Origin of the sequence: Yersinia frederiksenii ATCC 33641 (assembly GCF_000754805.1) — a bacterium.
GTDB classification, from domain to species: Bacteria; Pseudomonadota; Gammaproteobacteria; order Enterobacterales; family Enterobacteriaceae; genus Yersinia; species Yersinia frederiksenii.
On record NZ_KN150731.1, the window covers coordinates 2608238 to 2624934 of the forward strand.

Below are 16697 nucleotides of genomic sequence, written 5' to 3' on the forward strand. Positions count from 1 at the left end.
ATTTAATATTTAGCCACTTGATAGCTGACTACATTAATCCGGTTTATCGTTTTCTGGCCTCTGGTACAACACATTTCAGCAAGTGCTGAACAAAAGCTATCAAGCTTTATTCTGTTGCGCGAAATCCAAAATTAGTTTTGAAAAATCATCAGGATGAGAAACAAAAGGAGCATGGGCTGCACCTTTCATCACAACGGATTGAGTCTCCGGCCATGCACGGTCTAACAACGAAGCCACTTTGCGCGGGACTAACCCATCCAAATAACCATAAATTCGCAAGAAGGGCACTGCGCATTCTGCCAGCTCCTGGCGTAAATCAGCCGTCCGTAAAATTTCCAGCCCCCCCGTCAAGACATCGACTTCCGGCATTTGATGTTGCAGCACCACGGCTTTCAACAGGCGAGCATCCTGACGTGCGCTCTCCGTCCCCAGTGTTTGCAATGCCAAAAAACGCTCCACAGTGCGCTGAAAATCCTCACTGAGCTGTTGCTCAAACCCGACCAACACTTCAGGCCGGATCCCCGGCCACTCATCATTAGCAGTAAAACACGGAGAAGAAGAGACTGTTATCAGCCCCCCAACACGTTCTGGATGACTTAAGGCTATCTGACTGGCCACCAACCCACCCATCGACCAACCCAGCCACAAAGCCTGTTGTGGCGCTTGCTGTAATACGATGTCAGCCATATCAGTCAGCGACATCGCACAGAAATCTTTACTGCGCCCATAGCCGGGGAGGTCTACTAAGTGCAGGCGAAAATGCGGCGCAAGTCTGTCAATAATGCAATGCCATACACCCGCATTCAGCCCCCATCCGTGCAGCAGCACAAGATCACGACGGCCTTCGCCACAGATGTTCCAATAAAGTTGTTTCATGCGTTAGTATCCTGTCGCCTTAGCCCTTCATCAAGGAAGATGCCTATGCTAACAATCGTCAGCCGGTGTTGGCTATGCCAGCAGCCGTTATATCACCCAAAGCACGGTATTTGTTGCTATTGTCGCCGCAATCTACCCCCATTGCCACCCTGCTGCCCTTGCTGCGGCCTACCAAGCAACAACCGTGTTTTGCTGTGTGGCCGTTGTCTTAGCAACCCACCGCCTTGGGGCAGCATCACTTTTGTTAGCGATTATTCGCCGCCATTGAATCAATTGATAAAACGGCTAAAATTTAGTGGCGTAACCCCACTGGCACCAGTGCTGGCACGTTTATTATTACTGCGCTGGCTCGATGAGTGGCGCATGGGTAAGGTCATCAAACCGGACAGAATCATCAGTGTACCGCTCCACCGCTGGCGTTGCTGGCGGCGTGGCTATAATCAGACAGATCTGTTAGCACGGCCACTGGCACACTGGCTTGGCTGCCACTATAGCAATATGACCTTACAGCGCATTCGTGCAACGCCCGCCCAGCAGCAATTAAATGCCGCCGCACGACGTAAAAATATGCGAGGAGCATTTCGCTGTAGGGAGACTGTTCGTGGCCAACATATTGCTCTGTTAGATGATGTTGTGACCACTGGCAGTACACTCAATGAGATCGCCAAGCTACTATGGGGTCAGGGGATTGCCTCATTGCAGGTTTGGTGTCTCTGCCGAACCTTGTAGTCACCCTAACAATGGGCGTATTATAACCGACAAGAATAGTCAACTATTGAGCAGATGCCATGATCACAATAACAGACGCAGCACAATCTCATTTTGCCAAACTGTTGGCAAACCAAGAAGAAGGCACCCAAATCCGCGTATTTGTTATCAACCCCGGAACACCAACCGCTGAGTGCGGTGTGTCTTATTGCCCACCGGATGCTGTTGAAGCAACAGATACTGAACTGAAGTTTGAGCAGTTGTCAGCCTATGTTGATGAGCTCAGTGTTCCTTATCTGGAAGACGCTGAAATTGACTTCGTGACTGACCAGCTAGGTTCTCAGCTCACCCTGAAAGCCCCTAATGCCAAAATGCGTAAGGTGGACGATAACGCGCCGCTGATGGAGCGGGTGGAGTATGTTCTGCAATCGCAGATTAACCCGCAATTGGCTAGTCACGGTGGCCGTGTAACCTTGATGGAAATCACGCCAGATGCGCTGGCTATCCTGCAATTTGGTGGCGGTTGTAACGGCTGCTCCATGGTCGATGTCACCCTGAAAGAAGGCATCGAGAAAGAGCTGTTGCAGAAATTCCCAGAATTGAAGGGTGTGAGAGATTTGACCGAGCATCAGCGTGGTGAGCACTCTTACTACTAATTGATTATCCTTCATCCTTGGCGTTACAGCGGTGTTAGTTGCATTCACGCACCCGAATCACTGACTAGTGTCAGCTCATCGGGATTTGCTCGCTTGCTGCCTTGCTGTAACACCAATGACTTTGGCTAATGTCTTTTGGCTGACGAGATGCAAAACAAAGGGGAAGCGCCTCTAAGTGCGATTCCCCTTTCGCTTGTTAATCTAAAATCAGGCCAATATTACCCAGCCGAAACGTTCTTGCGCCGCTTATCCAAATCTTTCAATAAGCGATTAACCTGGTTGTCAGCAAACATTTCTTCCAATGTAGCCGTCAGCTTACGCCGCCAGTTTGGGTATTCATCACTGGTTCCGGGGATGTTGACCGGTGTCGCCATGTCTAACCAATCTTCCGGCTGCAAACCCAATAGCGCACTGGCGCTGTCTGCAACATAACGTTGCAATCCGCGGTTAAGCACCGGGCTCATTGCCAGTAATGACGCTTTATGACCCACTTTCTTCGGCACGCAATCATAATGATGCAGCCCTTCCAGCAAACCTTGCTTCGCCCGCTCTCTATCAAGATAAAGCTGCTTCAATATTTGTTGGTCCGGATATAGCCCGAGCTTATTCCCCAACGTCAAATCATCACTTTGCCAGTAACCACGCAGTGTCGGCAGGTCATGAGTGGTGATGGTAGCCATCGCCTGTACCGGATAAGATTGCGGTGCACGGAAGGTATTCTCACTGTCATGCTCGAAATAGAGCACCTTGTAGGAATACACCCCACTGTCGCGCAGCTTGCCAACAATCTCTACCGGAACAGTACCTAAATCTTCGCCAATCACCATGCAGTGATGGCGCTGACTCTCCAGTGCTAATATCGCCAGCAGATCATCCACAGGGTATTTTACATAGGCTCCTTGGTCGGCCGTTTGACCATAGGGGATCCACCATAAGCGCAATAAAGCCATCACATGGTCAATACGCAAAGCACCACAGCTAGTCATGTTGGCACGCAGCAAATCAATGAAAGGCTGATAAGCACGGGCAACCATGACGTGCGGGTCCATGGGAGGTAAACCCCAATTCTGACCCAGTGGCCCTAGAATATCCGGTGGCGCGCCCACTGAAGCTTTGAGGCAATACAGCTCGCGGTCACACCAGGTTTCAGCCCCACCTTGCGCCACACCTACCGCCAAATCACGGTACAAACCCAGTGGCATTTTTCGGGCCTGGCTGGTGCGGAAGCAGTCATCAAACTGGCTGGCGGCCAGCCACTGCAACCACAGATAGAAATTCACTTCATCGGCATGTTCACGACAAAAATCGGCCACCGCACTGCTGTGCCCGTCACGATATTTTTCCGGCCACACTGGCCAGCCCCACATCATCGGGTCATTTTTGCTCAAATATGCATGTAAAGCATCAAAAGCGGCTTGTTGATACAGGCTTGTGCCACCTTGCTCAACAAACTTATGGAATGCCTGCACCCGTACATCTTTTGCCTTACGGGCAGTAAATAGCGGGAATGCCAAACGTAAAGCGGTCAATTTGAGTTGCATCACCTGCGGATAATCGACCCACTCACTGGCCCGAATGTTGGCCAGCACACGTTGAGTCTCAGGTTGATACCACCAAAGCTGCGCGGCTTCGCTGTGTTGGAATTCATCCACGCTATTCACGTCAATATAAATCACATTCAGCCAGCGCCTCGATGAGGGGCTATAAGGGCTGGCACTTTGTGGATTGGCCGGATACAGTGCATGAATCGGGTTCAGCCCGATAAAAGCAGCGCCACGCTCCCCAACCTGTTCCAGCATCTGGTTTAAGTCACCAAAGTCACCAATACCCCAGTTGTGTTCTGAGCGCAGGGTATACAGCTGCACGCAAGCTCCCCACAGCTTTTTTCCTGCCAGCAATGCATCTGGTTCATAGCAACGTTTCGGGGCGACGATAACCGAGCACTGCCACTGTTGTAAGCCCTGCTCCAACACTAAACGGTGATAACCCTGTGGTAAGGAAGCTGGCAGTGTTAGCGTCTTTTTTGCACTGATACGTCCCTGATGTAACTCACCTTTCTCGGTCTGCAACTGCCAGTGATAATCACCCGAACCCGCCATTGGCAACTGCATCGGGCTGCCAAAAGTAAAGATTTTTACTACCGGTAATGGTGCTTTTTCTGTCTGAGTATCATGGGACACATTCATGCGCCCCATTGCCGCCAATAATTGCTGCTTGGTTTCCGGCAAAATAGCTTGCGGCTTACCATGTGCATTAATATAGCTGGCGGATATCCCTGCCAGTGTCGCTGCTTGATCGAGCGATTTACGATCCATGCAGTCTTCTCCTTAACGTTTGGCTTGCCAGATTCGCTGTTGGTAATCACGAATTGAACGGTCAGAACTGAACATTCCTACCCGTGCAGTGTTAAGAATGGCACGGCGGGTCCATTCGTCTTTATCGCGGTACAGGGCATCGATTTGTTTCTGTGCCTGACAATATGAAGCAAAATCAGCCAGTACCAGATAAGGGTCCCCCCCTTCGAGTAAGCTATGCAGCATCATGTCAAAGGCATGTTTGTCGCCATTGCTGAACGCGCCACTGGCTAACTCATCCAGAATACTTTTCAGGTGTGCATCAGTTTTCAGGTATTTTTGTGGCTTATAACCTTTCGCCAGAATAGCTTTTACTTGCTCAACCGTGTTGCCGAAAATAAAGATATTCTCGTCACCCACTTGCTCGGCAATTTCGACGTTAGCACCGTCTAGAGTACCTACCGTCAATGCGCCATTCAGTGCCAATTTCATGTTACCGGTACCAGAGGCTTCTTTACCGGCGGTTGAAATCTGCTCGGATACATCTGCCGCAGGGATCATCAGTTCCGCAACCGAAACACGGTAGTCAGGGATAAAGACCACCTTCAGACGATCTTTCACGATCGGATCGTTATTGATCTTCTCTGCAGCCTGATTAATTGCATAAATAATATTCTTGGCTAAATAGTAACCCGGCGCTGCTTTCGCACCAAACAAGAATACACGTGGTGCAATATCCAACTGCGGATTGTCACGAATCTGGCGATACAACGAAAGAATATGCAGCAGATTTAGATGCTGGCGCTTATATTCATGCAGCCGCTTAATCTGCACATCAAAGATGGCATTCGGGTTAATGGTGATCCCCATAACACGTTTGACATATTCAGCGAGCTTAACTTTGTTGTCATATTTAATCTGCTGATAGCGTTGGCAAAAACCCTTATCTTCAACAAAAGACTCAAGCCCGGCTAATGCATCTAAATTATTCGCCCATTCCACTTTTAAAGTTTCATCAATCAAAGTAGAAAGTGCCGGGTTACATTGTTTCAACCAGCGGCGCGGGGTAATGCCATTAGTAACATTGTGGAATTTATTTGGCCATAATTGATAGTATTCAGGGAACAGATCTTTGATAACCAGATCTGAGTGCAACTGTGCAACACCGTTGACAGCAAAGCCGCTGACCACACACAAATTGGCCATTCGCACTTGCTTGTTATGGTGTACTGCCAGCTTAGCCCATACCTCGTCATTCCCCGGCCATTGCTTATCGACCAGCTTCTTAAACTGCGCATTGATCTGCTTGATGATGACAAAATGGCGTGGCAGCAGGCTGCGTACCAGTTTTTCATCCCAGCACTCAAGGGCTTCTGGCATCAGGGTATGGTTCGTATAAGCAAAAGTTTTACTGGTAATGGCCCAAGCGGCATCCCAATCCAGTTGATGCTCATCCAGCAGCACCCGCAGCATTTCAGGAATAGCGATAGTTGGGTGAGTATCATTTAGCTGAATCACTTCGTAGTCTGGCAACTCTGCCAGCTTACGGCCCGCCAGATGATGCTTACGTAAGATGTCGGCAACAGAACAAGCGCACTGAAAATATTGCTGCATCAGGCGCAGACGCTTACCGGCCAGATGATTGTCATTCGGATACAACACTTTGGTTAGCTTTTCTGCTTCAACGCCATTTTTCTCTGCAAGCAGGAATTTACCGTCATTAAAGTCAGTTAAATCAAATGGATGTTGATGGGTGGCTTGCCATAAACGCAAAGGTTGCGTGACACCATTGCGAAAGCCCAATACGGGTAAATCCCAAGCTTCACCGCGAATAGTAAAATCCGGACGCCATAACTGGCGGCCATCAGCTTGTTTCTCCAGTTTGCCACCAAAACCAACATCTACCGCCAGCGCGGCATTGTGGCGAAACCACGGGTAACTTTCGCGCTGCCAGTTGTCTGGCGCTTCTTGCTGTTTACATTCACTGAAAGATTGGCGGAACAAGCCGTATTGATAATTCAGACCATAACCCGTGGCCGGTTGCTCAACTGTTGCCATTGAATCCAGGAAACAGGCTGCAAGACGCCCTAGGCCACCATTGCCCAATGCCGGGTCGGTTTCCTGCTCTAACAGGTCACTTAGATTAACTTGCTGCTCAGCTAACAGAGCCTCCACTTGGTCATACCAACCCAGGTTAATCAGGTTATTTGCCGTTAAACGACCAATTAAAAACTCCATCGAAATGTAGTTAACATGACGCTGTATTTTTTTGGCTTTACCGGGTGCTGGCTGAGCCGACAACTGCTCGGCTAAAGCTGCGCTGACCGCTTCCCACCATTGGTGTTGGGTCATTTGCTGAGCGGAGGTTAAGCCAAAGCGCTGCCACTGGCGGGTCAGGGCGGCAAGAAAATCGTCCTTTTTAAGCATAGGCTGTGACATAGGGAAGTCTCTATCCTGTGAGTGGGGTAATTTTACCCTTATCCTGCCAATGAGAACTGACAAGAGCATCATCCTGCTAGGGGATTAGCTGGGGATGAGTCGCAGGGCGTAGCTAAAATTGTGATCCGGTGCAACTTACAGCCATAGGAAACATTAACTCTATTGCAATAATATGGCCGTTGTCAGACCTTAGCAGTGCTGATTAATTACGAGGCTAAAAATAATTACTCTTATGAATGCCTGTAACATTTCACTACAAATGGACATGTCAATCGTCAGGACGTCTTCTCACCGGATCTCTTTTATACCGGACACTGCATGCTGATTCCATCAAAACTGAGCCGCCCGGTACGGCTGCAAAATACCGTGATACGCGACCGTTTATTAGTTAAGTTATCAGGTGTCGCAAACTATCGTCTGACATTAATAAATTGCCCGGCTGGGTACGGCAAAACAACCTTAATCGCTCAGTGGGCCGCAGATCAATCAAATCTCGGCTGGTACTCTCTGGATGAAAGTGATAATCAGCCAGAGCGTTTTGCGACCTATCTGATTGCCGCCATACAATTGGCGACCGGCGGCCATTGCATTAAAAGTGAAGCTCTTAGCCAAAAACATCAATACGCCAGCCTTTCTGCGCTGTTTGCGCAATTATTTATTGAGCTTTCCGATTGGCATGGCCCACTTTATCTCGTCATTGATGATTTTCATCTGATTACCAATGATGCCATTCATGAAGCTATGCGTTTTTTCCTGCGCCATCAGCCGGAAAATTTAACGCTAATCCTGCTGTCTCGCACCTTGCCACCATTGGGTATTGCTAACCTGCGAGTGCGCGACCAACTGTTAGAGTTAGGGATGCAGCAACTGGCATTTAATCATCAAGAAGCGCAGCAATTCTTCGACTGCCGTCTGTCTGTGCCGCTGGAACAAGGGGATAGCAGCCGCCTGTGTGATGAGGTTGAGGGCTGGGCAACCGCCCTGCAATTGATTGCGCTCTCCTCGCGTCAGCCCAACTCGTCGGCACAAAAATCGGCAAAACGTCTGGCAGGGCTGAATGCCAGCCATTTGTCAGATTATCTGGTCGATGAAGTGTTGGATCAGGTTGATAGTGATTATCGCGCCTTCCTGTTGCGCTGCTCGGTATTACGCTCGATGAATGATGCTCTGATTGTGCGCCTGACGGGTGAAGATAATGGTCAACAGCGACTGGAAGAGTTAGAGCGACAAGGGCTATTTATTCATCGTATGGATGACAGTGGCGAATGGTTCTGTTTCCATCCATTATTTGCCACTTTCCTGCGCCAACGCTGCCAATGGGAACTGGCACTGGAACTACCGGAATTACACCATGCAGCAGCTGAGGGCTGGATGGCATTGGGTTATCCCGCTGAAGCTATCCACCACGCACTAGCGGCGGGTGATGTCGGCATGCTGCGTGATATTTTGCTGCAACATGCCTGGACGCTATTTAATCACAGTGAGTTGGCGCTACTGGAACAATGCCTAGTCGCCCTGCCCTATTCCCTATTGGTACAGAACCCTGAACTGGCCTTGCTACAGGCCTGGTTGGCACAAAGCCAACACCGCTATGGCGAGGTCAATACTCTGCTAGAGCGCGCAGAATCAGCGATGCAGGAGCGAAAAATTCCTATCGATGAGATTTTGCGGGCGGAATTCGATGCACTGCGCGCCCAGGTTGCTATTAATGCTGGTAAGCCGGATGAAGCCGAAAAACTGGCAACAGAGGCGCTGAAGTACCTGCCGATGGCGAATTTTTACAGCCGGATTGTGGCCACCTCGGTGACTGGTGAAGTTCACCATTGCAAAGGAGAGCTCAGCCGGGCGCTACCGATGATGCAACAAACGGAGCAAATGGCGCGCCGCCACGAAGCCTATCACTATGCGTTATGGGCATTATTGCAACAAAGCGAGATTCTCATTGCGCAAGGATTCCTACAAGCCGCCTATGAGACACAAGATAAAGCCTTTGATCTGATTCATGAACAGCATCTTGAGCAGCTGCCAATGCATGAGTTTTTACTGCGTATTCGCTCTCAAATCCTATGGTCGTGGTCGCGGCTAGACGAGGCTGAAGAAGCAGCACGTAAAGGTATCGAAATTCTGGTTAACTACCAGCCACAGCAGCAATTGCAGTGTCTGGCGATGTTGGCAAAATGTTCGCTGGCCCGTGGAGATCTGGATAACGCCAATATGTATATTCAGCGCTGCGAGGCACTGCAACACGGCAGTCAATATCATCTCGACTGGATAACCAATGCCGATAAACCTCGGGTTATTCACTGGCAAATGACCGGAGATAAAGTCGCAGCCGCCAACTGGCTACGTCAGGCAGAAAAACCGGGCATGGCTGATAACCACTTCTTGCAGGGCCAGTGGCGCAATATCGCCCGGATACAAATTATGCTGGGCCGATATAATGAAGCAGAAGTGGTGCTGGAAGAACTTAATGAAAATGCCCGTCGCTTACGCTTGACCAGCGATCTTAATCGTAATTTATTGTTAAGTAACATTCTTTACTGGCAAACCGAACGTAAGAGTGAGGCTCAAAAAGCACTGATTGAGTCATTGTCATTAGCCAATCGCACCGGTTTTATCAGCCACTTTGTGATTGAAGGTGAAGCGATGGCGCAACAATTGCGGCAACTAATTCAGCTAAATGCGTTACCCGAACTGGAACAGCATCGTGCCCAGCGGATCCTAAAAGACATTAATCAGCATCATCGGCACAAGTTCGCTCATTTTGATGAGATATTCGTCGATAAGTTGCTCACTCACCCACAAGTGCCAGAGCTTATCCGCACCAGCCCGCTCACCCAACGCGAATGGCAAGTGTTGGGGCTGATTTACTCTGGCTACAGTAATGATCAAATCGCTGGCGAACTAGAGGTGGCCGCCACCACTATTAAAACGCATATCCGTAATTTGTATCAAAAACTGGGGGTTGCCCATCGGCAAGAAGCCGTGCAGCAAGCACAGCGGTTATTACAAATGATGGGGTATATTTAATGGGGCTTAAGTGCCCCGTTTTTTAGTTATATATTCGATATACTTTATCTACCTCACTGAGTAATCTTTGGTTAGCTGTTATGGCCCATTCTATTCTTTCGGCATCAGTAAGATTCAAATTTTCATCCATTTCAACCTTGCTTAAAAAAAGCCTAAACTCATTGAGAGTATCCTCATGTTTTATCATTTTTTCCGCCCAGAAAATATTGACATACTCTCGGAAGAAATCCGTTTTCATTTTATATATTTTATCTAGAAAAATTACTGTTTTATCGATAAATACATCTGAATCATCATGCGATAAATTAAGTGATGCAATAATTTCCGTGTACAAACATTTATTAGCCTCACGATAATCATAAAGGTTATCACTGGGTATTAAACGCTCAGCTTCTAAGCTGTATAATTTATCTGCCGCCTTTGAAGTTTCATAACCTTTTATATTAATGGCAGTATTGCTTTGACATGAAAACAGTATTGCTTCAATCTCGCTCAATAAATAAACTTCTGAGCCTCGTGTTATTTCATGTTCTTCATCCAGGTAGTTTCTGAGATTATATAAGCCATGAGATATTTTCGCCTTATCTTCCTGGATCAGAAGCTCTGGTATATCCACTATATCATTTTTATTTTCATTCTCATTTTCTGTGGTTTTTTCTAAGTGAATTTTTGCATCACTCACGTTATCTTGACTTCGGGTGAGATATGCTAAAAGACTTTCGACATTAATCATTACATTGTTGTTTTTTTCTCTCTGAACATCACTCAACGTATTCATTTTTTTATGCAGCCTCTCAATAAATAAATTTGCATACGTAATATGTTCATTTTCTCTTTCAGGATGGTTGGTGTTTTTATTTATTATACTCCACTTGATTAATTCTATTTTTTTCTTTATTTCCACTATTTTATCACTTTCTTCTAGGGCACTAAAATTCCCGGATTCAATATCCATTGCTGATGCGAGAGTCATTATTATACAATGTTCAATACTGTGTGCTTTAATAGTAACATTGGTGTCTATATTTCTAACTATATTGTTAATTTCAATAGATAATTTTAAGTTTTTTAAACTTTCAATTATTATATTGATGTGTTTTATTTTCTCTTCTGAAAATTTATCTTGTTTTTTATCAGTCAACCTGATTAAGCTTTCATCAATATTTTTTAGTTGGTCCAACATACTTTTGTATGGACAGCATGTATAGCTACTCTCAACCAAGACAGATCCTTTGAGAATTTTTTTAATTATTATGTCATCACCGGCACGCAATGGTATCTCTAAGCATAAATTTTCGCCATCAGTTAAAACAAACCGATCTAATTTAATAATCTCATCTTTATTATCATAAATAATTTCGGCATGTAATTTACCAGTAATAGCTCCAGTTAAATTTAATTTTTCAGAAACCCTATTAGCTATTTGAACATGAAAAAAATCTTCTCTTATATTTTTATTCACATCATCATAATAGCCCATCACTTCACCACTGGGCTTTGGTTGATTTGTACTATTTCCACAATAATTAATGTTATTTTCATTAGAAAACATAATAATATTAAACTCTGATTCATTTATTATCTTTTCATCATACTTTGTTAGCCAATAATTATCATATTCTAACGTTAATACTTTATCATGATATTGTATTTCTATACTATTCAGTCTATTTTTATCATTCACAGAATGAAAGGAAAAGGTAATGTTATCTTTCAGATCTTCAGGAAGTAGCCTCTCAAAAATAGTTAATATTTCGATTGGACTATGCACGAAATGATTTTCATACATATAATTATTCAATTCAGATAGTGCGTTACTCTTTGTATCAAGAAATAGTAACTTCCTTAAGAAATCTATAATGGCCTCTTTAACAGTCAATTGAGGCTTAAAAAGCTCAGGGCTATTTTGAAGAGAATTCAAGTCATTAACATTTAACTTATGATTGGAGAAATACCCTGTTGTTATGTCACTCATAATAAATACCTCTTAGCCTATTTTATATAGCATTACCGCTCACGCCTGGAAATTCTTTTGAAAAGCCCCTGAACTTATAAAATAGAAACATTGAATGTGATGGGCATAACCCTATGTAACTTGTTGGTTTTTATTAGCCAGAAATCGCATACAATGACGTATAAATATGACTCACCTGCATCAAGGCAAAAAAATATGGAGCAGTTTGAAACAATTAGCGTCGAGCAAGCACATACCCGTTTGAAAGAAAATCAGGCGGTTTTAGTGGATATCCGCGATCCACAAAGTTACGAGGCAGGCCACGCACCCGAGGCGTTCCATCTGACCAATAGCAGTTTGCATACCTTTATGCAGCAAACCGATTTTGAACAACCGGTGATGGTGATGTGTTATCACGGAAACAGCAGCAAAGGTGCGGCACAATACCTACTTCAGCAGGGTTTTGAGGCGGTTTACAGTATTGATGGCGGTTTTGAAGCATGGGCTAAAAACTATCCACAAGAAATCATTCGTGAAAATGCCTGAGATTTATTGTTGGTTTATGGGCAGTCATGCGTAACGAAGAAACAAATTATGATATTTTTAAGCACTTTGGTCGCATTCAGAATATCTATAGCCAAAGTCATTAAAGTTGCGGGAAGGCAGCAAGCGTACATCCCCTTTGAACTGACACCAGTCTGTGATTCGAGTCACCGAGAACAGCTAATACAACTGCAACTTGAAAGATGATAGGCATAGGCGGTAATAAAAAATATGATTCGTGTAATCGCAATATCTAATCTACGTCTGGCGCAGGCCTTTGTTGACTATATGGCCACCCGTCATGTGGCACTGGAGGTTCGGCCTGATTCTCAGGGAGCTGAGATTTGGCTCGCTGATGACGAGCAATTGTCCTTGGTGCAACACGAATTAGAGCAGTTTTTACTGGATCCTCTCAATCCACGCTATCAGGCGGCCAGTTGGCAATCGGGCAATCTGCACTCTAATTTGCCTTACCAGCGCTTTTCCTACCTCCAAACTATTCGTAGTCAAGCTGGGCCATTAACTCTGAGTGTCATGGTGCTGTGCATTGCTATCTATATTCTGATGCAAATCGTCGGCGATGCGGCGGTGATGTCTTGGTTGGCGTGGCCGCGTGATAGTAGTCAGTATCTGCAAATATGGCGTTGGGTCAGCCATGCTTTATTGCACTTTTCACTGCTGCATATCCTGTTTAATCTGATGTGGTGGTGGTATCTCGCCGGGCAGATGGAAAAACGACTTGGCACCGGCAAATTGCTGGTATTAACTATTGTATCCGCCTTATTTAGCGGCTGGGGGCAATCGCTGTTTAGCGGTGTGAATTTCGGCGGTCTTTCTGGTGTGGTATATGCCCTAATGGGCTACGTCTGGCTGACCGGCGAACGCGCGCCCGAGCGCGGTATCTCACTGCCTCGTGGTTTGATGGTTTTCTCTGTTCTCTGGCTGGTTGCCGGATATTTCGATATTTTAGGTCTGTCGATTGCCAATGCAGCGCATATTTCAGGTCTGATTATTGGGCTACTGATGGCATTTTGGGATACGCGTAATAGCGCAAAAACCACACAATAACTGCCTGGAACAACCAGGCGCATTAGGGGATTACCGTGAAGCAAACGCAGCGACATGATGCGATTATTGAATTGGTACGCCAGCAGGGTTATGTCAGTACTGAAGAGCTAGTGGAACATTTTGCCGTTAGCCCGCAAACCATTCGGCGCGATTTGAATGATTTGGCGGATCAAAATAAAATTCACCGTCATCATGGTGGGGCAGCATTACCTTCCAGCTCAGTCAATGCGGCTTATCACGATCGTAAAGTGATGTGGTCGGAAGAAAAAGCGCGTATTGCCCAGCGCGTTGCCAGCCAGATCCCCGATGGCGCGACATTATTTATTGATATCGGCACCACGCCAGAAGCGGTTGCTCACGCCCTTATGAATCATAAAGGTCTGCGAGTGGTCACTAACAATCTAAACGTTGCCACCTTGCTCACGGCAAAAGAGGATTTCCGACTGATTTTGGCCGGTGGTGAAGTGCGTACCCGCGATGGCGGGATTATTGGCGAAGCCACACTGGATTTTATTTCTCAATTCCGTCTTGATTACGGCATCTTGGGTATCAGCGGTATCGACATGGACGGCTCTCTACTGGAGTTTGATTACCATGAAGTGCGGACCAAACGGGCGATTATCGAAAACTCCCGTTGTGTGATGTTGGTAACCGACCATTCCAAATTTGGCCGTAACGCGATGGTGAATCTGGGGAATATGAATTTGATCGACTATCTGTTTACCGATCAGATGCCGCCTGCCAGTGTGATGAAAATTATTGAGCAGCATGACGTTCAATTAGAGCTTTGCTGAGGCTTTAGTTTTCATATTAGTAAAGTTCAGATTATTGTTATCGGTTGATACTCGAATGGTTGATCCGGTTCGGTTGTCAGAACTTCTCGGCTCACTTAACCTCCGATGAACCAACCGCCAAAGGGGGCGGCGGCCCCTTTGTGGAATCCCGCGCTTCGCACGTATCGCTTGCCCACTGCGTGGGTGCCCTCGATTCATCATTTTACTAACGGACCGGGCCGATTCGCATCCATGTTCAAGCGGCCCTCGCTCGGCATCCATACCTCGCGTCCTACCTTCATTCTTCACTCGGCAGCTCAAATGTGCTTTTAAACTTCAAAACCTAAAAATAGGATTTTGAATTGGCTTTTGACGTTGAGCGCAATCAGGAATATTGCCGACAAGGATGGAGGGTAGAGTGAGCGGGCATGGACGCGCGCGGGCAAGGATGCCCATCGCGCTGGCTCGTTAAGCCCGAAAGACGCAGGAGGTTTACCCGCAGGGCAATATTTCGCGCAAGCGCGGGATTCCACAAGGGTGTTCGCTCACACACCCTTTGGCGGTTGGTTCATCAGCGGTTAAGCAAGCTCGGAGCTTTAACAACCGAACCATTCACTAATTCCAATCTAAATCCCCCACATCCTGATAACAAAACTGTTACCTCCATCACGGGGGAATGTTTTTTTTTGGTTAACTCTTGGCTTGTTTGTTGGTTTTTGATTACAATCATGAGCGAAAACGAACATTAAAGAGCTGTTTCGAACATCCTAAGGGAGTAAGCATGGAAACCAAAGACTTGATCGTGATCGGTGGCGGCATTAATGGTGCTGGCATCGCGGCAGATGCTGCAGGGCGTGGCCTGTCCGTTCTGCTGCTGGAAGCGCAAGACTTGGCCTGTGCTACGTCTTCCGCTAGCTCCAAACTTATCCACGGTGGCTTGCGCTATCTGGAACATTATGAATTCCGTCTGGTGAGCGAAGCGCTCGCGGAACGTGAAGTCTTGCTGAAACTGGCACCGCATATCGCCTTCCCAATGCGTTTTCGCCTACCTCATCAGCCCCATTTACGCCCGGCCTGGATGATTCGTACTGGTTTATTCTTATACGACCACCTCGGCAAACGTACCAGCCTGCCAGCCAGTAAAGGGCTGCGTTTTGGTCCTGAGTCCGTATTGAAACCAGAACTAGTGCGCGGTTTCGAATATTCTGACTGCTGGGTAGATGATGCTCGTTTAGTGGTATTAAATGCTCAAGAAGTGGTTGAGCGTGGCGGTGAAGTCCGTACTCGTACCAAGGTCACCCGCGCATGGCGTGAACAAGGTTTATGGATGGTTGAAGCCGTTGATGTAAATACCGGCAAAACCTTTACCTGGCGAGCCAAAGGCTTGGTCAATGCTACCGGCCCATGGGTTAAACAGTTCTTCGATGATGGCCTGAAGCTAAAATCGCCATATGGTATTCGTCTGATTAAAGGCAGCCATATTGTCGTCCCACGGGTTCACAATCAGCCACAAGCTTATATTCTTCAAAATGAAGACCACCGTATTGTCTTCGTCATTCCGTGGTTGGATGAATACTCCATCATCGGCACCACCGACGTGGAATATCACGGTGACCCGAAAGATGTGAAAATTGACGATCAAGAAATTGATTATCTGCTGAAGGTGTATAACGACCACTTTAAAAAGCAGCTGGGCCGTGACGATATCGTCTGGACATACTCTGGTGTGCGTCCGCTGTGTGATGATGAGTCAGATTCACCGCAAGCGGTTACCCGCGACTACACCCTGGATGTCGCCGATGAAGGCGGTAAAGCGCCACTGCTGTCCGTGTTTGGCGGCAAGCTGACCACCTACCGCAAACTGGCAGAGCACGCATTGGAGAAACTGTCGGGTTATTATCCGAATGTCGGCCCAGCGTGGACGAAAACCGGCTCGTTACCGGGCGGAGATATTGGTGGCAGCCGCGACAACTATACCGTGCAGTTGCGCCATCGTTATAACTGGTTACCAGAAGCTCTGGCACGTCGCTATACCCGTACCTATGGCAGCCACAGCGAAGTTATTTTAGCTAATGCCACCAGCATTGAGAGTTTAGGTGAACACTTCGGCCATGGCCTGTATGAAGCTGAATTACGCTATTTGGTCGAAAAAGAGTGGGTTGTTGAGCTTGATGATGCCATTTGGCGTCGTACCAAACTGGGTATGACCTTAGATGAGGCGCAAAAACAACGTGTTGCTCAGTGGCTGGCAGCAGCACAAGCTGAGAAACAACAGACTCTTTCACTGGTTTCCTGATAATACTGCGTTTAGCTCTTCAACTAAAAACCCCCTCTGAGAGGGGGTTTTTCTTGGCTC

The 16697-nt window shown here is 46.9% G+C and carries 11 protein-coding genes; 7 read left to right on the forward strand and 4 right to left on the reverse strand.

All coding sequences use genetic code 11. The features are described 5' to 3' along the window. Nucleotides 1-99: 99 nt before the first annotated feature. Entirely contained in the window at nucleotides 100-876 is a 777-nt protein-coding gene (gene bioH / locus DJ58_RS10090) for a pimeloyl-ACP methyl ester esterase BioH (protein WP_032911098.1), read from the reverse strand. A gap of 45 nt (nucleotides 877-921) precedes the next feature. Here bioH and gntX point away from each other — a divergent pair, with 45 nt between their 5' ends. Together gntX and nfuA are read left to right on the forward strand one after the other, a co-directional pair. Further along, on the forward strand, nucleotides 922-1605 hold the full coding sequence (gntX, locus tag DJ58_RS10085) for a DNA utilization protein GntX (protein WP_032911099.1): 684 nt from the start codon (nucleotides 922-924) through the stop codon (nucleotides 1603-1605). A gap of 59 nt (nucleotides 1606-1664) precedes the next feature. Next, nucleotides 1665-2240 (forward strand): Fe-S biogenesis protein NfuA, encoded by a 576-nt coding sequence (gene nfuA, locus DJ58_RS10080; protein ID WP_004709379.1) that lies wholly within the window; start codon nucleotides 1665-1667, stop codon nucleotides 2238-2240. A 218-nt stretch (nucleotides 2241-2458) separates the two neighbouring features. On the opposite strand, the gene malQ is transcribed toward nfuA, so the two are convergent. Together malQ and malP are read right to left on the reverse strand one after the other, a co-directional pair. Then, a complete protein-coding gene (gene malQ, locus DJ58_RS10075) occupies nucleotides 2459-4555 on the reverse strand; it encodes a 4-alpha-glucanotransferase (RefSeq protein WP_004709380.1) in 2097 nt (698 codons plus the stop codon). 12 nt (nucleotides 4556-4567) lie between these two features. Further along, nucleotides 4568-6973 carry a maltodextrin phosphorylase gene (gene malP / locus DJ58_RS10070; protein ID WP_032911100.1) on the reverse strand — a complete coding sequence of 802 codons (2406 nt, stop codon included), beginning with the start codon at nucleotides 6971-6973 and terminating at the stop codon, nucleotides 4568-4570. A 318-nt stretch (nucleotides 6974-7291) separates the two neighbouring features. On the opposite strand from malP, the gene malT reads away from it, so the two are divergent. Next, nucleotides 7292-10003 (forward strand): HTH-type transcriptional regulator MalT, encoded by a 2712-nt coding sequence (gene malT, locus DJ58_RS10065; protein ID WP_004709383.1) that lies wholly within the window; start codon nucleotides 7292-7294, stop codon nucleotides 10001-10003. 22 nt (nucleotides 10004-10025) lie between these two features. Here malT and DJ58_RS10060 read toward each other — a convergent pair whose 3' ends face one another. After that, on the reverse strand, nucleotides 10026-11978 hold the full coding sequence (locus tag DJ58_RS10060) for a hypothetical protein (RefSeq protein ID WP_032913245.1): 1953 nt from the start codon (nucleotides 11976-11978) through the stop codon (nucleotides 10026-10028). A 195-nt stretch (nucleotides 11979-12173) separates the two neighbouring features. Here DJ58_RS10060 and glpE point away from each other — a divergent pair, with 195 nt between their 5' ends. From glpE to glpD, 4 genes are all read left to right on the forward strand, one after another. Further along, nucleotides 12174-12503 (forward strand): thiosulfate sulfurtransferase GlpE, encoded by a 330-nt coding sequence (gene glpE / locus DJ58_RS10055; protein WP_004709390.1) that lies wholly within the window; start codon nucleotides 12174-12176, stop codon nucleotides 12501-12503. A 228-nt stretch (nucleotides 12504-12731) separates the two neighbouring features. Further along, nucleotides 12732-13568 carry a rhomboid family intramembrane serine protease GlpG gene (glpG, locus tag DJ58_RS10050; RefSeq protein ID WP_004709391.1) on the forward strand — a complete coding sequence of 279 codons (837 nt, stop codon included), beginning with the start codon at nucleotides 12732-12734 and terminating at the stop codon, nucleotides 13566-13568. A gap of 35 nt (nucleotides 13569-13603) precedes the next feature. Next, complete coding sequence (locus DJ58_RS10045) at nucleotides 13604-14362, forward strand: DeoR/GlpR family transcriptional regulator (protein WP_004709392.1); 759 nt, start codon at nucleotides 13604-13606, stop codon at nucleotides 14360-14362. Between the two features lie 760 nt (nucleotides 14363-15122). Continuing rightward, a complete protein-coding gene (glpD, locus tag DJ58_RS10040) occupies nucleotides 15123-16637 on the forward strand; it encodes a glycerol-3-phosphate dehydrogenase (RefSeq protein ID WP_004709393.1) in 1515 nt (504 codons plus the stop codon). The last annotated feature ends 60 nt before the right edge of the window (nucleotides 16638-16697 follow it).